Annotated in this window: 16 protein-coding genes; 4 read left to right on the forward strand and 12 right to left on the reverse strand. The window is 69.4% G+C overall.

Annotation, left to right across the window (positions count from 1 at the left end; translation table 11 throughout):
- The first annotated feature begins 348 nt into the window (after positions 1 to 348).
- From HNQ07_RS10595 to HNQ07_RS10610, 4 genes are all read left to right on the forward strand, one after another.
- Positions 349 to 1,704, forward strand: a complete 1,356-nt coding sequence (locus HNQ07_RS10595; RefSeq protein WP_229831912.1) for a replication initiator protein A — start codon at positions 349 to 351, stop codon at positions 1,702 to 1,704.
- Positions 1,705 to 1,871: 167 nt separating this feature from the next.
- Positions 1,872 to 3,629, forward strand: a complete 1,758-nt coding sequence (locus HNQ07_RS10600) for an HAD hydrolase family protein (protein WP_184111487.1) — start codon at positions 1,872 to 1,874, stop codon at positions 3,627 to 3,629.
- A gap of 136 nt (positions 3,630 to 3,765) precedes the next feature.
- Positions 3,766 to 4,284, forward strand: coding sequence for a hypothetical protein (locus HNQ07_RS10605; protein WP_184111490.1), 519 nt, complete (start codon positions 3,766 to 3,768; stop codon positions 4,282 to 4,284).
- A gap of 319 nt (positions 4,285 to 4,603) precedes the next feature.
- Entirely contained in the window at positions 4,604 to 5,008 is a 405-nt protein-coding gene (locus HNQ07_RS10610; protein ID WP_184111492.1) for a KGG domain-containing protein, read from the forward strand.
- 258 nt (positions 5,009 to 5,266) lie between these two features.
- Here HNQ07_RS10610 and HNQ07_RS10615 read toward each other — a convergent pair whose 3' ends face one another.
- From HNQ07_RS10615 to HNQ07_RS10670, 12 genes are all read right to left on the reverse strand, one after another.
- The gene (locus tag HNQ07_RS10615) at positions 5,267 to 6,316 is read right to left on the reverse strand and encodes an SDR family oxidoreductase (RefSeq protein WP_184111494.1); all 1,050 of its coding nucleotides are present in this window, start codon (positions 6,314 to 6,316) and stop codon (positions 5,267 to 5,269) included.
- 145 nt (positions 6,317 to 6,461) lie between these two features.
- Entirely contained in the window at positions 6,462 to 7,403 is a 942-nt protein-coding gene (locus HNQ07_RS10620) for a hypothetical protein (protein WP_184111496.1), read from the reverse strand.
- Positions 7,400 to 7,909, reverse strand: coding sequence for a hypothetical protein (locus HNQ07_RS10625; RefSeq protein ID WP_184111498.1), 510 nt, complete (start codon positions 7,907 to 7,909; stop codon positions 7,400 to 7,402). The genes HNQ07_RS10620 and HNQ07_RS10625 overlap by 4 nt, the downstream gene beginning before the upstream one ends.
- Complete coding sequence (locus HNQ07_RS10630) at positions 7,906 to 8,328, reverse strand: DUF2382 domain-containing protein (protein WP_184111499.1); 423 nt, start codon at positions 8,326 to 8,328, stop codon at positions 7,906 to 7,908. The genes HNQ07_RS10625 and HNQ07_RS10630 overlap by 4 nt, the downstream gene beginning before the upstream one ends.
- A 6-nt stretch (positions 8,329 to 8,334) precedes the next feature.
- Positions 8,335 to 9,237 (reverse strand): PRC and DUF2382 domain-containing protein, encoded by a 903-nt coding sequence (locus HNQ07_RS10635; RefSeq protein WP_184111501.1) that lies wholly within the window; start codon positions 9,235 to 9,237, stop codon positions 8,335 to 8,337.
- Positions 9,238 to 9,282: 45 nt separating this feature from the next.
- Positions 9,283 to 10,176 (reverse strand): SDR family oxidoreductase, encoded by an 894-nt coding sequence (locus HNQ07_RS10640; protein ID WP_184111503.1) that lies wholly within the window; start codon positions 10,174 to 10,176, stop codon positions 9,283 to 9,285.
- A 797-nt stretch (positions 10,177 to 10,973) separates the two neighbouring features.
- Positions 10,974 to 11,747, reverse strand: coding sequence for a hypothetical protein (locus tag HNQ07_RS10645; RefSeq protein WP_184111505.1), 774 nt, complete (start codon positions 11,745 to 11,747; stop codon positions 10,974 to 10,976).
- Positions 11,748 to 12,027: 280 nt separating this feature from the next.
- A complete protein-coding gene (locus tag HNQ07_RS10650) occupies positions 12,028 to 12,657 on the reverse strand; it encodes a hypothetical protein (protein ID WP_184111507.1) in 630 nt (209 codons plus the stop codon).
- Positions 12,658 to 13,006: 349 nt separating this feature from the next.
- A complete protein-coding gene (locus tag HNQ07_RS10655) occupies positions 13,007 to 15,640 on the reverse strand; it encodes a C1 family peptidase (RefSeq protein ID WP_184111509.1) in 2,634 nt (877 codons plus the stop codon).
- Positions 15,641 to 15,943: 303 nt separating this feature from the next.
- On the reverse strand, positions 15,944 to 18,076 hold the full coding sequence (locus HNQ07_RS10660) for a glycoside hydrolase family 3 N-terminal domain-containing protein (RefSeq protein WP_184111511.1): 2,133 nt from the start codon (positions 18,074 to 18,076) through the stop codon (positions 15,944 to 15,946).
- An 11-nt stretch (positions 18,077 to 18,087) separates the two neighbouring features.
- The gene (locus HNQ07_RS10665) at positions 18,088 to 19,944 is read right to left on the reverse strand and encodes an amylo-alpha-1,6-glucosidase (protein WP_184111513.1); all 1,857 of its coding nucleotides are present in this window, start codon (positions 19,942 to 19,944) and stop codon (positions 18,088 to 18,090) included.
- Positions 19,945 to 20,019: 75 nt separating this feature from the next.
- Entirely contained in the window at positions 20,020 to 21,561 is a 1,542-nt protein-coding gene (locus HNQ07_RS10670; protein WP_229832356.1) for a carbohydrate ABC transporter permease, read from the reverse strand.
- Between the last annotated feature and the right edge of the window lie 49 nt (positions 21,562 to 21,610).

The raw sequence follows: 21,610 nt of genomic DNA on the forward strand, positions 1-21,610 counted from the left end.
TCAAAATCCCGACGACACACCTGAGTGAACGTGCTGCTCAGGCCGACGACACACCTGAGCGATCCATGTCAGACCCGACGACACACCTGAGCGATCAGCAGCGACACACTTGAGTGGACCCCAACGACACACCTGAGACGTTCCTCGCTTCGCTGACGACACACCTGAGCGATTGGAGCCCTCTCACGACGACACACTTGAGCGGTTGCCGACGACACACCTGAGTGATCGTCCCGATTCTCACCGTCTGGGACATGCTTTTTTACGGCAGAGTTGATGATGTCATCAATGTAGTTATTCAAAATAATCCTTTCAAAAGTCGGTATGATTCATCATCAAGGAGGCCGTGTGACGTCAAAGCTGACCAGGTTCGACGAGCTGAACCTGTCCCGACTCAACCTGATTTCGGCGGTCGATCAGGCCGACACGAATGAGTGGGATGTCACCTTCGAGTCGCAGGGCCGGATCGTGCGAGTACAATGCGAGGCACTCCCTAAATACGCCGTCCCACACGGCCTGGACAGCGATGTCACCGCTGCCCTGATCAATCTGTTCATCGAGCTCGGGGAGCCTGAGGACGGCCGGTTCACCGTGAGCGGAACGACGCTCCTGAAGCTATGTGGATGGCACAACACCGGCAAATACCACGCGATCCTGCGCAACTGTCTGGAGCGCCTCCATACGTCGTCATACAGCGTCAGCGGAGGATGGCGGGATCATCCCAAAGGGCGATGGACACACGCAAAATTCCACTTCATCGAATCGCTCGATTTCAGTTCCAGCGACCGCAGCGGCGCCTTCGACGAACGGACCATGATTTCCGGCCGCCTGGCAGACGCGATTGTCGCCAGCATCCGCAGCGGCTACGTCAAGCCGCTGGATACGGAATTCATGCTGTCCCTGTCGCGCCCACGCACACGTGCCCTCTACCGCATCCTGGACGGAGCGCGCTTCGATCCACAGAATCCTGAACAGCCCCTCGACACGCTGGACGTCAACCTCATCGAGTGGGCCGACCAGTGCAAGATTCCCAGTACCGTGCCCGGCAACATCCGCCGGGCGCTCTCGTCTCCGCACGATGAGCTCGTCAAACGCGGCTACCTGCGCTCCGTCACCGTGACGGGCCGTGGTAAGGAGCAGCAGATTCGCTACGAATTCGTCCGCGAGTTCACACCCATGGACGCTGTCCTGGCGCGGCGGTTCCGCACATACGGCGTGGCGGACGGCGTGGCCCGGAAACTGGTGCGCGAGCACGGCCGGGCCTTCCTGATCCAGTGCATGGACCGCTTCGACGTGCTGGTGCGTGACAACGTCCTGGTCGTCAAGAAGTCCAAGGCGGCCGCCCTGATGCACCTGATCGCGCATCCCGACGAGTATCCCTATCCGGCCGCGAAGGCGGCGGCACCCGCGCTGCCCGCACAGGGCCGCAAGGCTGCCCGCATGGAACCCCTGCTGGAGATGCCGAGCATCGCAGACGAATTTCGGGATCTTCCCGCCGATCAGGTCGCGGAAAAGGCCATCAGCCGGCTGAATTTCCATTACCGGCGCCTGCTCGACGTGAGCGATCTCGATCTGCTCCGGCAAGCTGTGCTGGACGGTGAAATGGACGTGGTCAAGCTTCTGGAGGACGCGATGGCTGCAGTGGCGAAACTCCAGAAGGACGAGTTCGCCCGCGAGCTGAAATGGCGTCTGGGAAAGCTCTGAGCGTTCAAATCGCTCAGGTGTGTCGTTAGCGCGGTCTGACCACGGCGGACGGTCGCGCGTTCCGGCGGGCACGATCCCGGCACTGCCCACCATGACGGTGAACGCTCGGATTTATCCTCAGGGATGAGCGCGTGGGACGGCACTTCTAGGCGGGCCGGTGAACGACGATGCGGCTGAAGGTTCTGGCCTTCGATTACGACGGCACCCTGACGGTGGACGGCACGCTGTCGGACGTGACCTGGGCGGCGCTGGAGCGGGCCAGGTCGGCCGGGTACGTTCTCCTGCTGGTGACCGGCCGCATTCTGGACCGGCTGCCCGACCGGGTGCGCCACGCGGACCTGTTTGCGGCGATCGTGGCGGAGAACGGTGCTGTGGTGTCGTTCTCCGCCCGGCGTTCCGTGGCGCTGCCGTTCGGTCGCCTCCCCCCGGCGCTGGTCGAGGCCCTGATGGCGCTGGATCAGCCGATCGAGCGGGGACTGGCGCTGGTGGCGACGTGGGAACCGCACAGCTGGGCTGTCGAGGAGGTGCTGCGCCAGGCCGGGGGCGGCGCTGTGATCGAGTTCAACAAGGGCGCCGTGATGGTGCTGCCGCCCGGCGCCACCAAGGGCGCGGGGTTGCAGTACGCACTGGGAGAACTCGGGTACAGCCTGCACAACACGCTGGCGTGCGGCGACGCCGAGAACGACCACAGCATGTTCGTGATGGCCGAGGTGGCGGTGGCGGTGGCGAACGCCAGCGCGTCCGTGCAGGCGCAGGCGGACGCCGTGATGGCCGGGGCAGCGGACGAGGGCGTCCGAGCGCTGATCGGGGCGCTGCTGGGCGACTCTCCGATGCTGGCGCTGCGCTCGCGGGTGGACCGTGACCTGCGCCTGGGCGTCGACGCCGCCGGTCAGGCCGTGGCCATTCCCGCCGACCTGCTGGTGGGGGGCACTCTGGGCATCGTGGGTGCGAGCCGCAGCGGGAAATCCTGGCTGGCAGGTCTGGTGCTCGAGCAGATCTCGGGACTGGGCTATCAGTGCTGTGTGATCGATCCCGAGGGGGATTACCGCACGTTGCGCGCCCTGCCGCACGTGCTGGTGCTGGGCGGGGACGAATCGCGCCTGCCGGATGTGGTGACCGTGCTGACGATCCTGGAGTACACCACGGTGAGCGTGGTGCTGGATTTCTCGCTGTACGCCGCCGGGGCGCGTGACGCGTACGTCGCGGCGCTGCTCCGTGGCCTGCGGGCCCTGCGCCACGCCCGCGGACGGCCGCACTGGATCCTGATCGATGAACTGCAGAACCTGTGCCAGCAGGAGGGCGGGGAGCTGGCGCACGAGCTGCATCTCGGGGCGCAGGAAGGCGGCCTCGCGTTCGTCGCGTACCGGCCGTCGCAGTTGCCGGCCGCGCTGCTCTCGGCGGCCGGCAACTGGCTGCTGACGCCGCTGCGGCTGCCCGAGGAACTGGCAACCATGGCGGGGGTGCTGACTGCCCAGGGGCAGGACGCCGCGCTGTGCACCGTGTTGCCACAGCTGTCCAGGGGGGACGCCGTGCTGTGCAGCGTCGAGGCGGACGCGGTCCGGTGCGCGGCGTTCCGGGCTGTCGGCCGGGCGAGCGCGCATGTCCGCCACCTGCACAAGTACCTGCTGGCCCCGCTGCCAGCCGACAAGCAATTCTGCTTCCGGGACGCCCTGGGCCGGGCATGTGGTCAGGCCGCGTCACTGTGGGAATTCCGGGAAGCGCTGCACATGGTCGCTACCGCATCGTTGCAGTTCCACCTGCTGCGCGGCGACTTCGAGGCGTGGGTAAGCGGCGTCCTGCGGGATGAGCCGCTCGCCGGCCGGCTGCGCAAACTCGCCCATGCCGGCCTGACGGGGGAGGTGCTGCGCGGCCAGCTGGTCGAGGTCGTGGACGACCGGTACGCCGAACTTGAACGCCTGACCTGAACCGGCGCCGTTTCCAACCGTTCGTCGGTGGCAACGGCGTCGGCCGTGACCTCACCTGACAGGGGGAACCTTCGGGGGTACGGGCGTCGGCGTTCGTGCAACGAGCCCTCAACGGTGCCTGCCGCATGCTCGGCCCATGACCCCTGTTCCGACCATCGTGGATGCCGGCGTCTCGCTGGCGGCGACCATCGTCGACGATGCCACCCTGTACCGCTCCGGCCAGGCGCTGCTGGCCCTGTCCAGCGCGCCCGGGCGGCGCAACCTGCGGCTGTCTCGCCAGCATGACCGCTGGGACGTGTACGGCCTGAGCGCCTCGACCACCCAGTTCGCGCCGCCCACGCTGAGCCTGGACGCGGGTCTAAGCCACCGCGCGCACCTGCATGCGCTGCTCCTGGCACCGCTGGCTGTGGAGATGCCGCAGTTCGCCCTGGACTCGACCCCCCGCACCACGTATGCGGTGCAGCGCGAGGGACTGCCTGTGTTGTTCATGGCCATCCGGACGCTGGCCGCGGCCCTGGACAGCCAGGAGAGCGCGGAACAGGGTCCGTGGTGGGGACGCCGGGCGCGGCGGGCAGAAGCGGCCCAGCAGCTCGGTGCGGCCTTGCAGGGCCTGCGGAGTGCCGCGGCGCAGGTCAACCTGATTCGCATGCAGTGAAGCTCGCAGCGGTCGCCCAGCGTGACGGGCCGCAGACTCCGCCCCAAAGCGGTTTCCATTGAATCTGCTCAGACGACGCCATGCCTCAAGTCGGCCTTCACCGCTTCAGGACGCCTGGCAGCGGCACGCCCCCGGTGCTGGACATGAAGTGCGCGGTCAGATGGCAGGGCCGTGAACGCCTGCTCATGCGTTTCGAGAACTGAGACAGCGCTCCGCCAATCTCGTTTCACTCCCTGCTGTCCCTGCTGTTCAGCGTGCGGCGCACCATGGGGTCGTTCGGCACCAGCCGGGCCAAGACGCTATTCAAGGAGGATGCACCATGACTGGGAATTCGAACGGCAAGGGCGGTAACTCGAACAGCGGTGGCGGAAACGGCTCCAGCGGCGGCGGAAACAACTCGAACAGTGGTGGCGGGAACAACGGCGGCGGCGGCGAAGGCCGCGGCTTCGCCGGGATGGACCCTGAACGGCAGCGCGAAATCGCCGCAGAAGGCGGCCGCGCGGCCCACGCGAGCGGCAACGCGCACGAGTTCACCAGCGAGGAAGCCCGTGAAGCAGGCCGTCACAGCCACGACAACGACGGCAAGAGCGGCGGTGGCAGCAGCGGCGGCCAGGGTGGCAGTGGCGGCAGCGGCGGTGGCGGCCAGGGCGGCGGCAGCGGCCAGCGTGGCGGCAGCAGCGAACAGCACGCCGAAGCCGGACGCCAGAGCCACAAGAACGACTGAGCGGCGTGGCCGCAGGTCGTGGAGGCTGAGCGCCGACCACGTCTGCGCCGGACGTTTCCTCAATTCCTGAACAGGTGTGGGCAGGACCGTGCTCAGTCGAGACTCTTCTCGACCGGGCACGGCCTCTGTGTGGGCCGGCCGGCGGCGTCCTGGATCACCGCAGTGCGTGTTTCCTCGGGACGATGGCATGCAGTGTCGGGGCCAGCATCGGAAGCAGTCCAATGCCGGCCCCAGCAGTCCGGTGAGCGGCCGCAGTGCTCAGGGCTGGGCGTGACCGCCGTTGACGCCGTACACCTGGCCAGTGGCGTAGCTGGACTCCTGGGACGCCAAGGTCACGTACGCGGCAGCCAGCTCGGCCGGCTGGCCCGCGCGGCCGATCGGCGTGTCGGCGCCGAACTGCGGCAACTTGGCGGGGTCCTGGCCGCCGCTGGGTTGCAGGGGCGTCCAGATGGGTCCGGGCGCCACGGCGTTCACGCGGATGCCCCGGGGAATCAGCTGCTTAGAGAGCAGCTTGGTGAAGGCGACCTGTGCCGCCTTGGTCTGCGCGTAGTCCAGCAGGTTCGGCGACGGATCGTACGCCTGCTCGCTGGCCGTGACGATGATGCACGCGCCGGGCTGAAAGTGCGGCACAGCCGCTTTGGTGATCCAGAACATGGCATACAGGTTCGTCTTCAGCGTCCAGTCGAACAGTTCGGTGGTCAGGTCGAGGATGGACGGCACCTGGTGCTGCCGGGCAGCGTTGCTGACCAGAATATCCAGCCCGCCCAGGCCCTGCACCGCCCGAGCGACGAGCTGCTGGCAGAAGGCCTCACTGCGGATGTCGCCGGGGATGGCGAGTGCCTTGCGTCCGGCCGCGCGGATCAGGGCGATGACCTCCTGGGCGTCGCTTTCCTCTGCAGGCAGGTAGTTGATGGCGACGTCCGCTCCTTCACGCGCGTACGCGATGGCGACTGCCCGGCCAATGCCGCTGTCGCCGCCGGTGATCAGCGCCTTGCGGCCGGTCAGGCGGCCGCTGCCCTGGTAAGAGGTCTCGCCGTGGTCAGGGCGGGGCGTCATGTGACTGGTCAGGCCCGGCCACGGCTGGCTCTGCTTCGGAAACGGCGGCCGAGGATACTGAGTGGTCGGATCGCGCTTGATGGACTGGGCGGGTTGGCGGATGCCAGTGCCCGGGGTGACGGCGCCGCCTTGCAGGGCCAGCGCGGGCGAGGCGAAGGTCGCGGCCAGTCCTGTGCCGATCTTGCCCAGAACCCGGCGGCGGGTCGTGCTGGAAGATTCGGTCGCGGCGGTGTCGCTGGGATCGTGCGGCATGGTGGTCTCCTGGCGTTCGGGTGAGGGGGCGAGGACCTGCGGCCGGTACATCAATCCGCCCCCGTCGGAGTCATAACCGGTGATCCGGATAGACGGGGGCGGAGCGGACCTCCGCTGTGGTGGGAGGCGTGAACGTGGAGGCTGGTCAGTGGGTGCGGCTCACCTGGCCGTCCAGACCCTGACCCGGCTTGGGGCGGTCAGCACCCATCCCGCCACCGAGGGTAGCGAAGCCCAGGATCAGGCCCAGCGCCAGCAGGAAGCTCCACCCCGCCGTCGTCGCCGTCTGCCGCGCGATCCGTTCCGTCGCCGCCGCCGTGTCCAGGGCCTGCTGCTTGAGTTCCGTCGCCCGCGCACTGATCGCCTGCGCCGTCTGCTGCGCCTGCGCCTGGCTCAGCCCCTGACGCTGCAGCCGGCTCACGAACTCCGGTCCCGACAGCGCCCCCGTGATCGCGTCCACCCGCTTCGTGACCACCTGGCCCAGGTTGGTCAGGTCCCCGAGGTTCTTCCCGATGTCGTTGCTGGCCCGCCGGATGATCCCACTCACCACCCGCGTCGCCGCCGTGGCCTGCTGATCACTCAGTTCCGGCGCGCCGTCGGCGATCAGCTGTCCGATCTCCTGATCGTCCAGGCCGTTCACGATGTTCTGCACCGGGTCACTCTGCAGCGCGCCAGTGTTCGCGGCGGCGCTGCCTGCGGCAGCGGCGCCACTCGCGGCGGTGCCGACGACGTTGCCGATGACCGTGCTGGCGGTGCGGTAGCCGGCGGTCAGGGCGTTGCTCAGGACCAGGGTGGTGAGCACCGCCAGCAGGCAGCCGGTGATCAGGCCGTTGAAGCGGCCCTGGGCAGGGGTGAGGTAGCCGGCCGCGCGGGCGGCGGTCAGGCCGGCCAGGACGCTGGAGATGGCGATGGACAGGGCGAGCCACACGACGGTGCCGATGGCGAGGTTACCGAAGGAGTTGGCACCGGCGCCGAAGACGACGCCGAGGGCGCTGAGCGACAGCTGGGTCACGACGCCCACCGCCAGTCCCGCAATCACTCCCGTCCAGTTGATCCGGCTCAGCACAGTGCCATGGTCCACCAGGGTCACGAAGAACCCTCCCCGCGCTGGGTCCGGACGCCGTCGCCCGCAGGCTGGGACGGGGCCGTGGCGTTCTGCGTGGTGTCCTTGGCGCTGCCCATCGCCTTCTCGCCGGCGCGCTGGGCTTCCCCTCCCGCACGCTGGAAGGCCTCGACCGGACTGCGGCCCTGGCCGACATCGCTGGCGCCGTCCTTCACGGCGTCGCCTGCGCGCTTCGCGTTGCCCTGCATGCCAGGATTGAGGCGGCCCATCAGGTCCTGCACTCGGTCACGGACGGCGGGACTGCTGCGGTACGCGGCGTAGCCCCCACCGATCAGCAGCACCAGACCCCACGGGAAGCCGCCGGACCGGCGGCGCTTCACGTCGCGTTTCAGGAGCCGGAGGTCGTGCTGCTGGGCGTGCAGCAGGTCGAGGAGCTGCTCCTGGGAGCGCTGCAGTTTCATGGCGAGGTGGCGGTCCCCCAGGTGGCGGGCTTCGGCGGCGGCCTGCTGGGCCTTGACGTCCATCGTGGTCATGGTGGGTCTCCTTCCGTGGGCAGCTGGTTCACGACCAGTTCCTCGTATGCGAGTTCGACGTCGGCGGTGTACGGCCGGATGTGGCGGTCTTTGCCGAGGTGGACTTCCTGGGTCACCACCACCTCCTTGCCAGGGAGGGCGGTCTCGCGGTACAGCACGATCTCGCGCGTTTCGCCCGGCGCCAGCGCCGCACCGTCGACCAGCACCGCCGGACCACCGGGCGCGGCCGTGATCACCAGCACCTCGGTGACGAGTTCCAGCTGCACGACTTCCGTCCGGACGCGGCGTTCGCGCCGCACCGTGGCGTGGGCGTAGACCTCGCGGCGCTTCTCGACGTTCAGCACCTCCTCGCGCAGCTCGATGAGCTGGCGTTCGGGAGCTGCGTCCGGGTCCGGCGGGAGGGCGGTGTCGTCGGGCATGGGCGCTCAGCGGCGCTCTGCCGCGCCGTCGGTGGTGGCCGTGGCCGTATCGTCCGCGGTGATGGCCCGCCCGTCGGTGGCCGTGCGGGGCGTCTCGCCGTCCAGGACCACGTCGCCGGTCTTGGTGACGTCCAGCACTTCGCGGCCCACGGTATCGCTGAGCGTCTGCTGCTCGGTCACGGTGCGCTTGCCGATCTCCACTTCCTCGGTGACGAAGGCCTGCTTGTTCAGCTGGGCCGTTTCTGCTTCTAGGTCCACCCGCACCGTTTCGCTGGCGTCACCCAGGCGAACCGTGCCATCCACCGGACGCGGCTCGCTCACCGGCGTGCGCTCGATCACGAGTTCCTCGTGCTCCAGGCCCACGTTGACGTTCTCGGTGCGCGTCTCGACACGCTTGCCGATCTCCACGCTGCCCGCCACCGCACGCTGCTTGTTCACCTGCAGGCGTTCCTCGAGGAGCCGCAGCCGCTGCGGGGTCTTGTACATCGTGTCGGCCGCGTCGTGGTCACGGTAGTCGTACTGACCGCCGGGCATGGACACCAGCGGCACCGTCTCGGCCGAGCCGCGCAGGACGCGCTCGTCGGCGACCTGGGTGTCGTAGGTGTACTCCTGGCCCTCGTGGTACGCGCTCATGGCCTTGACCTGATCCTTGGTCATGGAGTCCACATACACGCCGTCGTCCTCGATGCGGGCCAGGCCGACTGGCACGAGCACCTCCTTGGCGGAGAACCACCCGCCGACGTCCAGGATCAGGTAGCGCAGGCGGCCGCCGTCCTCGCTCAGGGCGCCGCGCACGGTGCCGACCTTGTCGTTGCCGGCATACGCGGGCAGGCCCGTGGGGTCGAAGACGCCGCTCAGGTCGTAGTTGTGGTCGCGGACAAGCTGGGACAAAGGAATCAGGGTGGCCATCGGGTCTCTCCTTGTGGGGTGCTTCTGGGGGGCGGGGTGGTGGGGTCAGCCGTTCACGACGTCGCCGCCGTTCGGGTGGATAACCTGACCGGTGATGTAGGCGCCGTCGTCGCTGGCCAGGAAGACGTAGGCCGGGGCCACGTCCGCCGGCTGCCCCAGCCGCTCGAGTGGCGTGGACTGGCCGTGCTCCTCGACGCGTTTCTCGTCGAAGGTGCTGGGAATCAGGGGCGTCCAGATCGGGCCGGGCGCGACCGCATTCACGCGCACGCCGCGCTTGGCGAGGTTGCCGCTCAGGCTGCGCGTGAAGGCGACGATGGCGCCCTTGGTGCTGGAGTAGTCCAGCAGCTGCGGGCTGCCCTTGTACGCGGTCACGCTGGTGGTGTTGATGATCGCGTCGCCCCGCCGGAGGTGCGGCAGGGCGGCCTGGGTGAGGTAGAACATCGCGAAGATGTTGGTGCGGAAGGTGCGTTCGAGCTGCTCGGGCGTGATGTCGGTGAGGTCCTCCTGCGGGTGCTGCTCGGCCGCGTTGTTCACCAGGATGTTGAGGCCCCCCAGGTCGCGGACCGTGCCTTCGACGGCGTCCCGGCAGAACGCCGGATCACCGATGTCGCCGGCCAGCAGCACGCAGCGGCGGCCCACGTCTTCGACCATCTGCCGGGTCGCGCGGGCGTCCTCGTGCTCGTCGAGGTACGCGACAGCGACGTCGGCGCCCTCATGGGCGAAATGGACAGCGACAGCGCGTCCGATGCCGCTGTCGCCCCCGGTGATCAGGGCGACCTTGCCCTCGAGCTTCCCGCTGCCCCGGTAGGACTCGCGGATGACGATGGGCGCAAGCTGCATCTGCGCTTCGCTGCCGGGTTCCCGCTGCTGCGTTTCGGGTGGGGGGCTGGTCGGGAACTGCGAGACGGGCGCACGTTCGGGCGCGGTGGAATCAGCCATGACGTCCTCCTGAAGGGGAATGGCCGCGTCGCCGGCATCCGGAGTGCCGGCGGCGCTGCCGTGTGCCCCAGTGTGTTCGGACGGGTGGGAGCGCGCGCCCACGCCGCTTCAAGGCGGGCAGAGGCTCCGCTTACGTGGCCGTCCGGTTGCCTAAAGCGGCGTTCACGCGCCCGCCCGTCCAGACCGCGCGAACGGACGGCGCCGCGCCAGTGCACGCGGAAAAGTGCCCGGCCACTGGGCGCCGCGCGCCGCCACACGGTCCGCACTTTCCGGTCCGGTGCTTGTGCGGGGAGGTCAGCCCGCAGATCAAGCTGGAGCTTTACGGTTTTCCCAGGATGCCGGGTCAAGAGCATTGCAGGACGTCACGAAGGCGTCCTGCTGGTCACGACGGTGGCACCTGGGACCAGGAGGGCAAGCTGCATGATCCGGGCGTGTCGCTCAAAAGGCCCCTGAGCGTGGGTTCAGGACCTGATCTATCGCTGCTGACCGTCGTGCCCTCGACTTGGTCGGTGAGCTGGTCCGGCTGGAGGGTGACAGCGACCTATGGAGACGCCATCCGCGTCTGGATTTACGGAGGTGAAAACCACCGTGTGCTGGTCGCGGTTTCTCTGCGTCCCGGTCGCGCGGGGGAATCGGTGGCAGAGTCAGACAGCGCAGCCCTTCACCGCAATCTGCGCTGGTCCTGACCTCTCCGCGGCGGTGACCTGACCCCGGCCCCTTGCTTCAACCTGTGCGCCCGGAGTCGAACATGACGAACGCGCCCATCGGGAGGGCGCGTCCGTCGATGGTGCGGTCTGTCAGCGCGTGACGAAGAGGGGTGTCATGGCACGCTTGAGGGCCTGGGTGTTGATGGGCTGCGGGTACGGCGTCAGCACGAAGGTGTTGGGCAGGGCGGCGTCTGCGAAGGTGGACGTGGTGGTGCTCCCACTTGTGGTGATCGTCAGGTGGTGCAGGTTCCAGCCCTTGTGGTACTTGACCGTGCCCTTTGTACGGCGTGTGGCGGTGGTGCCGTTGCCCGGGTCGTACGTGCACGTCTGATCGACCGTGATCGTCGCGGGGCCGTTCGCGTAATCCAGCACGAAGCTGTCCGTCAGGGTTGGCACGGCCGCGCCGACCGGGCGCAGCGAGAGGTACTGCTCACCCGTCGCGTCGCCCAGCAGCATCGTGTCGACACGGTCAATGATCTTGAAGGTGGCCCTGTCATAGGCGTAGTTCAGCGTGCCCGTGCAGTTCGGGTCTGCTTCCGGCTCCGTCACGGACCTGAGCTGGGCGTCGAGCGCCGCCTGCGTAGTGGTCAGTGTGAAGCTGAGGTCCGCGCCCACGGTGGTGGAGGCCAGGGTCGCGATGGTCACTCCTGTCGTTTGATCGAAGACCGGACTGGTCAGCGTCAGTTTCTCGCCAGCGGCCTCAGCGTCGGTGAACGTCGTGGTGTCGCTCAGCCGGACGGTGCCACTCAGGCTCAGGGACAGCGGGTCACCCGTCTGGGCGGGGGGCTCGATGATCGGAGCGGCCTTGTCGAAGGCGCAGGAGGCGAGCAGGAGGGGGAGGGCCAGCAGGACGCTTGTTCTCATCACGTGCTCACGGTATCAGCGGCCAAGGGTGCCGGGCCGCTCAGATGCGTTCACAGCGGTGGGGGTGTTCAGACCGCGGCCGTTATCTCGTCTTGAACGCCGCGCGTGCACACCCGCGTGGCGGCCAGCCGCGGCCCCAGCACGGCCCTCGATCAACTCCGCGACTCTGTGAAGTCCCGAACCGGAAAGTTCAGAGAATTCAACATTGCTTTGAATGGCGATGCTGCCGGGTGGACCATCCGTATGCACTGAGTGACAGTTTGACGGCCTGTGCAGCGAACTACGGCCACTCGACGGTGGCGGTGCCGTGGCCGACTCTCCGCCCGCCGCTGTAGGTGAGCGCGCGGCGCAGGGTGGCCTCCCACGTCATGCGCTGCAGAATGCCGACACCGCACAGGTACGCCACGCGGTCGAACCAGCTGCTCGCCCGCACGCGCGAGACCACCTCCAGGCGGTATCCGTGCGGGCGCGGGTGGGTGCGGACCTCGATCCACCCGGACTCGGAGTGCTGGCGCAGGGTCTGCATGCGGAAGGACGTGCCGTGCACCTCCACCACCTGCACCCGGGCGCGCCGCATCCCGAGCATCAGGATCGTGAACCGGTCGCCCACCGGACCCGGCCCAGTCGCGGCCGGCCGCCGCCGGAACCACGCGAGCACCTTGGGCACCAGCTCCGGAAGGGCATCTAGAACATGCTGCACGGTCTGGGCGTCGGTGTGGACCGGCTGCGCGATGTCGATCCAGTACGTGCGCTGCGTGACAGGACCCACGCCGGCGGATTCGGTGCTGCGCGCCCAGCCGCGCCGCGGGAACCGCAGGAAATGGGTGCCGTACGCGGCGCCCAGTATGGGCAGGGTCAGCGTCCACCGACGGTGGGTGCGGCGTCCCCGCCGGACAGGGTGGGCAGACATGCTCCCAGTCTCGACAGGTGGATCGGCCGCGTCGTGAGGCCGCGGTAAACGGATGGGCGCCCATTTCCATCCCGCCATGAGAGGACAGGCAGCCCACCGCCATTGAGTCCTCACGGTGCAGCGCCGGCACCGGAATCTCGCGGACGATCTCGATGATGTCGCCGGTCCTGCCCGACTGCACCTGTACCGTCCCCACTCCGGTCGCCTCGGTGCTGTGTCATGCGTCCGGACGACCGTCTGTCAGGGGTCATGGAGTGGAGCTGGCCCGCGTCGCCACATCTGGCCCACGACATGAGGATGCGGGGCCGCCCCGTGGTGGGACAGCCCCGCGCCTGTAGCGGCCGAATCCTTAGCCGATGTACGTGGAGTAGTACGTGCAGCGGCCCGTCCATACCGTCAGGGTCTTGCTGCGGGTGGGATCAGGGGCGTTGACGGTCACGGTGATCCGGCAGTTGTTGGTCACCTCGACCGCGTTCTTGTAGGGGTACAGCGGGAACTCGGCGCTGGCCGAACCGCGGGTCACGTACAGGGGGCGTTCGCCGGCGTTGTCCGTGACGTACAGCGTCCAGTCGTATTTCAGCGCCTCGCCCGAGGGGTTCTCGACCTGCACCTGGGCGGAGTACCGCTGCGGTTCGGGCAGGACCACGGTCTGCCGGCAGCCCTTCTCGCGCAGGTCGATGGTGGCGCCGCTGCCGACCGTGCGGTCGTAGCACAGCCGCAGGTTGGCGTTGAAGTCACGCGCGTAGACCCCGGACGACACGACGCGCGGATAGGGATTGACCGACGGCGGCAGCACGTTCAGGGTGAGTGTCCGCGAAGCGGTCTGGCCCTCGCTGTCCCGGGTGGACACCCGCACCTGACGGGAGCCGGTGGCGCCGAACTTCACCTTCACCGCGCAGCCGCTCGTGGCGGAGAGCGTGTCGGGCGCGTCCACGCTCCAGGTGGTGTTCGTGCACAGGCGGGTCACGTCGGCCTCGTTGGGGTCCACGATCTGGGCGACGATGGGATAATCCTCACTCTGGTGCGGATCGCCAGAGAACGCGAGGGAAATGGTGGGCGCCGTGTTCACCACTGTCACGGTCATGGTGGCGCTGGCCTGACGCGTACCGTACCGGGCCACGAGGGTCAGGGTGCGCGTGCCGACGCTGCCGAAGCTGTACTTCAGGGTCGAGCCGAACAGCGCCGAGGAATCGGTGCTCCACGGGCCGGTGTAGACCGTGCCGTCCCTGTCCGAGGTCACCGTCAGCGTGACGCTCTTGGCGACAGCGTGCGTGATCTTGAAGGCGGAGGTCAGGTCCTTCTCGACGCGCAGGTCGGCCAGCACGCTCGGAGAACGGATCTCGATGCTGGGCGCTTCCGAGCCGCCTGGCGTGGCCTGCTCGCGGGTCCACGCGTCACTGCGCCGCGTGTCGAAGTTCAGCACGCTCAGCGACGTGAAGCGCTGGCTGACGTAGTCGGCGGGCACATAGTAGTACCCGGCGTCGCCCGCGTTGCAGCCCCACGAGTTCTTGATGATGAAGTACCCGCCGCCGCCGATGTTGGGCGTGGTGCCGAAGGACGTGAGGTCGGCGTTGCTGAGGAAGCCCACGATCTGGACCGCGTGGCCGCCGTAGGAGCCGTCGACTTCCTTACCCTTGTCGTCGAGCTTGGTGGTCTTGTAGTTGCTGACCACGCCATTGTTCGTCACGTCGTCCATGAAGCCCTTGTAGACGGGGAAGCTGGCCATCAGCACGTGACCGCTCGACAGGTACTGGCGCAGCCGGGCGAGGTCGAAGGCGTTGCCGCTCTTCCAGACCTGGACCGTCTTCGAGGACGCCACACCGGGTCCGCCGAAGGTCACGCGGACGTAGCTGCACACCGTGAAGATGAAGGTCGAGCACACCCGGCGGCTCTCGTGCGCGGTGTCGGAGCACGTTCCGGTGTAGCCGCTGCAGGTGTTGGCGTACGAGCCGCTGTCACCGTCCTTGACCGAAGGCCGGCTGGTCGCGCCGTTGTACGTCCAGCTGCCCTCGGGCGGCATGGCCTGCCCCTTGTCCGCAGCGGTGTCCAGCGCCCGCTCGGACCAGTAGCCGTCGGAGTAGTCGTTCGCGTCCCAGTCCTGCTTGACCTTGTTCACCAGGAACTGTTCCGAGAGGTCGGCGGGGTTGTCGTTCTGCACCCGCTCGCGGCTCTCGAGCGCCCCGATGGCGGTAAACGCCCAGCACGTGCCGCGGCTGGCCTGATTTTTGACCGGACTGACGAAATTCTTGAGCGGGAACCAGTAGCGCTTCACGTAGTTCGTGGGCGTGCACGGGCCGTTGTTGTCGGTGCCGTTGCCCGGGGCGATGGCCTGCGGGCCCAGGCCCCCGCCCGGTTCCAGCCGCGCCGCCTTCAGGGCGGTGGGATGCGCCCCCAGCAGGGCTTCCAGGCTTTCCAGCGCCGCCTGCACCTCCGCGAGCGGAGCGCCCTGGAGGGTATCCGGGGCGGGCAGCTGCGCGGCCAGATCCGGGGCCAGCAGCGAGTAGCTCAGGCGGTAGTCGTCCAGGGCGTTCGCCACGCTCTGGGCACGGCGTTCGGTCTCGGCGACCTCGCGCAGCTGGGACCCCAGCCCGAACAGCACGACCGTCTGACCGTCCGGCCGTTTCACCGGGCGGTCGCCCTCGAAGGCGGACGCGCCGGCCGCCTCCTGCAGCAGACTCTTCAGGGTGGGCGACGGATCGGTGACGCCCTGGAGAAATGAGCGGTCGGTCTGGAACTGCTGTTCGCGCGCCGCGCGCTGGGCCTCCAGGGTGGCCGAGCTGATCACCGCGAGTTCACCCGACCCCACGCGCTGGCGGAACTCGTCCGCGCTGACGACCTCGGCGTCGGAGGGCGCGGCGCCGCTCCACGCGTTGGCGTCTGTGAAGACGGTATCTGGGCCGGGCTTAGGACTGCCGCCTCCCCCACACGCGGCCAGCACCCCCAGGGTCAGGCTGGCCAGCGCCAGGCGCTGCAGCGCCCTCACGGCTGCCCCCGACATCCGTGACGTGCGGCGTGGCGGCCACCAGGCCCAGGTCGGTGTTCCGGCGCCCGCCCCATTCGGGCGCCGGTCCTGCGGCTTCCTCCTCCGTTCCTCATGCTCTTCCCCCCGCATCGCTCCAGGCCGCCCACGCTTGCGCGGAGCTGGCCGGCCCATGGCCCACGAACGACGATCCTCCGCCGGTCCGGGGGGCAGACGAACCGCCCCCTGACCACATCAGTGTGCGGCGGGGGCGGTGAGGGCAGGATCAGGATTCGGCGGCAATCCGCCGCTGCGGGGCGCGTGCGGTCAGGGCAGCGGCCGCACCTCGAAAGTCGCCGTGAGACTCGCCCGGCTGTCGGCGCCCACCCAGATCTGGAAGGCGCCGGGCTCCAGCGTGAGGCGCCCGGAGTCGTCGTAGAAGCCGAGTTCCTGCGGCCCGAGGGTGAAGGTCACGTCCGCCGACGCGCCGGCAGGCAGAGCCACGCGCTCGAAGCCGCGCAGTTCCCGCACCGGCCGCGTGCGGCTGGAATGCACGTCACGCAGGTACAGCTGCGTCACCACCTCGCCCGCGCGCTCACCTGTGTTGGAGACCGTCACGCGGACCTGCACGTCCTCGCCGGCCCGGACGTGCGCGGCGCTCACGCGCAGGTCGGTGAACGTAAAGGGCGTGTAGCTCAGGCCGAAGCCGAAGGGGTACAGGGGCGCGTCGGGCTGGTCGCTGAGGCGGAACGCGCCGGGCCGCGTGGCGACCGGGCGGCCGGTGGGCTTGTGGTTGTAGTGCGCGGGACTCTGGCCGCCGTGGCGCGGCAGGGTGACGGGCAGATGCCCGCTGGGGTTCACGGCCCCGAACAGGATCTCGGCGACCGGCGTGCCCCCGCTGACACCCGGGTGCCACGCGAGCAGCAGCGCCGCAGACGCGCGGGCCGCGCGGGTGAGCACCAGCGGGCGCCCCGCGAAGACCACCGTCACGATGGGCACGTCCAGCTCCCGCAGCGCCTCGAGCTGTTCGAGCTGGCCGGCCGGCAGCTCCACACCCGCCACGCTGTGGTCCTCGCCGCTGCGGGTGGGGGTCTCGCCCAGCGCGACAATCAGCACGTCCGTACTCCGCGCCCAGTCCATCGCCTCGTCGAGGTTGACGGTGTGCCACACCTCGCCCGGCCCGGCTAGTGCCCGCACGGCCTCCAGCAGGGTCGGTACCTCCGCGGCGTCGCCGTCGAGCGTCCACGTGCCGAACAGCTGGCCGCGCCACCCGGCCGCGGCGCCCACCACGCCGATCCGGAGCCCCGGCCGCAGCGGCAGCACGTCGTCGCGGTTCTGGAGCAGCACCACGCTGCGCCGGGCAAGGTCGGTGGTGACCGCCCGGTGGTCCGCGCGGCCGTGCACCCGCGGGGCCGCGCCCTCGTCGGCGTAGGGGTCGTCGAACAGGCCCAGTGCGTCCTTGAGCGCGAGCACCCGCCGCACCGCCGCGTCGACGCGGTCCAGGGGCACCGCGCCGGACGCCACCAGGGCCGGCAGACACGCGCGGTAGGCGCCGCTCGCCATGTCGATGTCGTTGCCGGCCAGCAGGGCCAGCCGCGCCGCGTCGGCCTCGGTGGCGGCCACGCCGTGCTCCAGCAGTTCCAGCACAGCGCCCCAGTCGGTCACCAGCACGCCGGGAAAGCCCAGGGTGCCGCGCAGCACGTCCGTCAGCAGGCCGGGGTGCGCCGCGACCGGCACGCCGCCCACGTCGCAAAACGCGCTCATCACGCTCGCCACGCCCGCGTCCACGGCGGCGCGGAAGGGCGGCAGGTGCACGTTGTGCAGGGTGTGCGCCGTGATCTCCAGCGTGTTGTAGTCGCGTCCGCCCTCCACCGCGCCGTAGCCGACGAAATGCTTGGCACACGCCGCCACCCGCTCCGGGTCGTTCAGGGCCGTGCCCTGGTACCCGCGCACCGCCGCCGCCGCCAGCCGCGCGCCGAGGTGCGGGTCCTCGCCGAAACTCTCGGCCACGCGGCCCCAGCGGGGATCGCGCGCGATGTCGAGCATCGGCGTGTACACCCACGTGATGCCGTCGGCCCGCGCCTCGCGCGCCGCGACGGCCGCGCAGGCCTCCACGTGCGCGGGCGAGAAGCTCGCCGCCTGCGCGAGCGGAATCGGCGCGACCGTGCGGTGGCCGTGGATCACGTCGCGCGCGAACAGCAGCGGAATGCCCAGGCGCGACTCCTGCACCGCGATCCGTTGCAGGGCGTTCAACTCGGCGGCGCGCACCCGCTCCTGCCGGTCGTTGCCGGCCGTGGCGCTGGTGGCGACGATGGCGCTGCCCAGCCGTCCCGCACGCAGGTCCGCGTGATCCGCGGCGCCCAGGCCGTGCGCCTGGTGGAGCTGCCCGACCTTCTCCTCCAGCGTCAGGCGCGCCAGCAGGGCCTCGACCCGTGGTGACGGTGGGGCTGGGTCAGCCACGCGGTCCGGTCCTACTCACCGGAGAGAGGCCGGTCGATCAGGTGGGCCAGCGCGAGGGGAATCGCGGCGTCCCAGCCCTGCGGGTGGCATGCGGCGGGGTACGGCACCGGCGGCCCGTCCTCACGGGTGAAGCCCGCGAACAGTTCGGGCAGCCGGGCATCCTGCGCCCAGCGCGCCGCGTCGTACAGGTCGCGCGAGACCCGGCGGGCCTCGGCCGTGAAGCCGTAGCGTTCCAGCCCCAGCGCGAACACGGCCGTGTCGTGCGGCCACACCGAGCCGTTGTGGTAGGAGACCGGGTTGTAGCGCACTTCATGGGTGCCCAGCGTGCGCAGGCCCCAGCCGCTGTACAGCTCCGGCCCCAGCGCGGTCTGCACCACCGCGCCGGCGTGCTCGGCGGGAATCACGCCGGTCCACAGGCTGTGCGCCGGGTTGCTGACGAGCACGCGCAGGGGCCGCTTGTCACCGTCCAGGGCGTGCGCGTAGTACCCGCGCTCCGGCCACCAGAAGGCCTCCTGTACCCGTGCCTGCACCCGCCGGGCACGCTGCTCGTACTCCGCGGCCTGCGCGTCGTCGCCGGTCAGGCGCGAGAGCTGCGCGCCGGCCAGATACGCCGCGTAGGCGTAGCCCTGCACCTCGATCACCGCGATGGCGCCCTCGGCGTCCGTGTCGTCGGCGCCGAAGGTGCTGTCGCCGCTGTCCTTCCACACCTGGTTGCGGATGCCCTGCGCGTGCGGCGTGTACTCGATCAGGCCGTCCTGGTCCGGGTCGCCGTCACCCATCATCCACGCCAGCGCCGCGTGCCAGTGCGGGCGCAGTTCGGTGGCGAGTTCCGGGTGCGTGCGGGCCAGTTCGCCCACCAGCCACACGAACAGCGGCGTCGAGTCCGCGCTGCCGTAATACGGCTGGAACACCGTCTGGCCCAGCCGCGTCAGCTCGCCGGTGCGTTCCTCGTGCAGGATCTTGCCGGGTTCTTCGAGGGTGGCGGGGTCGTGCGTCACGCCCTGCCGCGCCGCGAGGTAACGCGCCACGCCCACCGCGATCTCCGGGAAGTGCGGCAGCACCAGGTGCGCGATGATCAGCGAGTCGCGGCCGAACGGCGCCACGAACCACGGCAGGCCAGCGGCCGGGAACGGCCCCTGGCGGGTGTGGAACAGCAGGCTGCGCAGGTCCTGCACGCTGCGGTCGAGCACGCGCTGGTCCGCAGCGTCCGGCAGGGTCACGGGCGCCACCCAGCGCGCGTAGTCGGCGCCCAGCGCGCCGGGATCGGGCGCCACCGGCGCTTCGTCCCCGTGGAGCGCATGCACGGTGACGGTCACCTCCAGCGTGGTGCCGCCGGGCTGGCCCTCGACCGTCCATTCCAGCCCCGAGCCGTCCCAGCGGCCCGGAGGCGTGCACGTCACGACGGTGGAGTTCTGCAGGCCGTCGCGGGCGGTGTAGGCGAAGGTCACGCCTGTCTCTGTCGGCTGGGCCGAGACCACGCGGCCCTCCAGGGCGGGCCAGCCGCGCACCTCGAACATGTCGACGAAGTCCGCGGCAAGGTCCAGGCGCAGGACGTGGCTCTCGGGCGAATACGTCCGGACGACCACGCGGTCTTGCAGGCCGCCGCCGCTCACCGTCAGGTCGCGGGTCAGGCCGGTGTGCATGGTGTAGCCCAGATCGGCGTTGCCGGACTGCTCGCTCATCCAGAACGGCGCGCGCAGGTACTGCACCAGCGTCTGCGGCGTCTGGCCGTCGAGCTGCCAGCGGTACACCGAGAGGTGGCGGGTGTCGCGGCGGTAGAAGCCTGCCTCACCGCTGCTGACGGCGTAGCGGTCGTCACCGACCAGATAGAGTTCGTTTTCTTTGAGAACCGTGCGGGTGCTGAGCATGGGTGGATCCTTTATCAAGCGCCGGCGCCGGGCCACAGGGCGGCGCCGGTCAGGAGAGCAGGGAATGGAGGAGCGTCAGCCCTTCACAGCGCTGTCGGCTCCGGTGTCCACGAAGTAGCGTTGGAACACCACGAACACGATGATGACGGGAATCGCGCTCAGCACCGCGCCGGCCAGGATCAGGCCGTAGTCGCCCTGCCCGCCGTACGCTGAGCGGAAGTTCGACAGCCCCACCGTGAGGGTGAAGTCGGTGTTCTGGCGCAGCAGCACCACCGGCCAGAAGAAGTCGTTCCACGCGCCCTGGAACTGCGTGATCGCCAGCGCGATCAGCGCCGGGCCGGCCTGCGGCAGCATCACCCGCCAGAAGGTCGTGAAGGGGCCGGCGCCGTCGATGGAGGCGGATTCTTCCAGCTCGCGCGGCATGCCCTCAAAGAACTGTTTCATGAGGAACACGCCGCCGGCGGCCACCAGGCCCTGGAGCCACAGGCCCCAGATGTTCAGCAGGTGCAGGTCGCGCAGCAGCACGTAGTTGCTCACCAGGTTCACCTGGCCCGGCACCATCTGCACGAACAGCACGCCCAGCACGAAGATCAGGTTCTTGCCGGGGAAGTCCAGCCGCGCCAGCGCGTAGCCCGCCAGCGAGCAGAACAGCAGGGCCGCCATCACCCGCAGCGCGGCATACAGGAATGAGTTGCCCACCCACCGCAGGAACAGGCTCTGGCCGGTCTGGGGGTTGGTGGTCTCGTCGAAGGCGCGGCGGTAGTTGTTGAAGGTGTAGCCCAGTACGCCAGGCGTGATGTTGCGGTATGCGAACGAGCGGTCGAAGTTCTGCTGGTCGCTGGGCGGCAGCGTGCTCGACACGATGCGCTGGCCGCGCTGCACGTCCACCTGCAGGGGTGTGCGCTGGAACACCGGTCCGCGCAGCACATACGTGCCGCCCACCTTCACCAATTCCACGAGCTGCGTCTCCGACAGGTCGTACTGGTGCGACTGCGCCTGGGGCGTGTCGAGCGTGACGTCCACGTTCTGTCCGCCGGGCAGAATGGCCGTCACGCGGTCGCTGACCGGGCCGAGCTTCGCCTGGATGATCTCGCCCTGTGCGGGGCTCAGCGGCGGGTACGTCACGGTGGTGCGGTAGGTGTGCACGCTGCCGCTCACACCGGTCTGCTCGGTCTTGACCTGGGCATAGTCGCGCGCCTGCGCTTGCTTGGCCAGAGCCACCAGGCTGGTCGGCTGGTACGTGAACAATGCGATCGTCGGCGCGTCCTGCGGCGCTCCCTGCGGCGAGTCCACGCTGACGTCGAAGGTCACGCTGCGCCCTGGGCGCAGACCGCCGTTCCAGCCGTCGCCGGCGCCCTGCACGCCCTGCCCCCACGCGCGCGAGATCGACGCCGGGCTGAACTGCGGGATGAGCAGTCGGGGCGGGTACTCGTTGGGGTTGTCCTTGACGCTGCTCAGGACCCCCATCAGGAACGGGCCCAGGAAGAAGAAGCTCATCACGATCATGAACGCGTACAGCCAGCCGGCGCGCGCCCAGCGGCGGCGGGCCAGCCAGCGTTCTTGATCCTGCGGCGAGTCGAAGCGCGCGCCGCTGCGCGCCATGGCCGGGGCGCTCATATGACCTCCGATGGAATGGCGCGTCCTGAGGACGGCCCTCCGGCTGGAC

It is taken from the genome of Deinococcus metalli, from assembly GCF_014201805.1.
Lineage (GTDB): Bacteria > Deinococcota > Deinococci > Deinococcales > Deinococcaceae > Deinococcus > Deinococcus metalli.

Coding starts and splice junctions, on each gene's coding strand:
- HNQ07_RS10650 (WP_184111507.1), bottom strand. CDS start 12,657: ATGTCTGCCCACCCTGTCCGGCGGGGACGCCGCACCCACCGTCGGTGG.
- HNQ07_RS10640 (WP_184111503.1), bottom strand. CDS start 10,176: ATGGCTGATTCCACCGCGCCCGAACGTGCGCCCGTCTCGCAGTTCCCG.
- HNQ07_RS10645 (WP_184111505.1), bottom strand. CDS start 11,747: ATGAGAACAAGCGTCCTGCTGGCCCTCCCCCTCCTGCTCGCCTCCTGC.
- HNQ07_RS10670 (WP_229832356.1), bottom strand. CDS start 21,561: ATGAGCGCCCCGGCCATGGCGCGCAGCGGCGCGCGCTTCGACTCGCCG.
- HNQ07_RS10630 (WP_184111499.1), bottom strand. CDS start 8,328: ATGCCCGACGACACCGCCCTCCCGCCGGACCCGGACGCAGCTCCCGAA.
- HNQ07_RS10625 (WP_184111498.1), bottom strand. CDS start 7,909: ATGACCACGATGGACGTCAAGGCCCAGCAGGCCGCCGCCGAAGCCCGC.
- HNQ07_RS10600 (WP_184111487.1), top strand. CDS start 1,872: ATGCGGCTGAAGGTTCTGGCCTTCGATTACGACGGCACCCTGACGGTG.
- HNQ07_RS10610 (WP_184111492.1), top strand. CDS start 4,604: ATGACTGGGAATTCGAACGGCAAGGGCGGTAACTCGAACAGCGGTGGC.
- HNQ07_RS10665 (WP_184111513.1), bottom strand. CDS start 19,944: ATGCTCAGCACCCGCACGGTTCTCAAAGAAAACGAACTCTATCTGGTC.
- HNQ07_RS10605 (WP_184111490.1), top strand. CDS start 3,766: ATGACCCCTGTTCCGACCATCGTGGATGCCGGCGTCTCGCTGGCGGCG.
- HNQ07_RS10635 (WP_184111501.1), bottom strand. CDS start 9,237: ATGGCCACCCTGATTCCTTTGTCCCAGCTTGTCCGCGACCACAACTAC.
- HNQ07_RS10615 (WP_184111494.1), bottom strand. CDS start 6,316: ATGCCGCACGATCCCAGCGACACCGCCGCGACCGAATCTTCCAGCACG.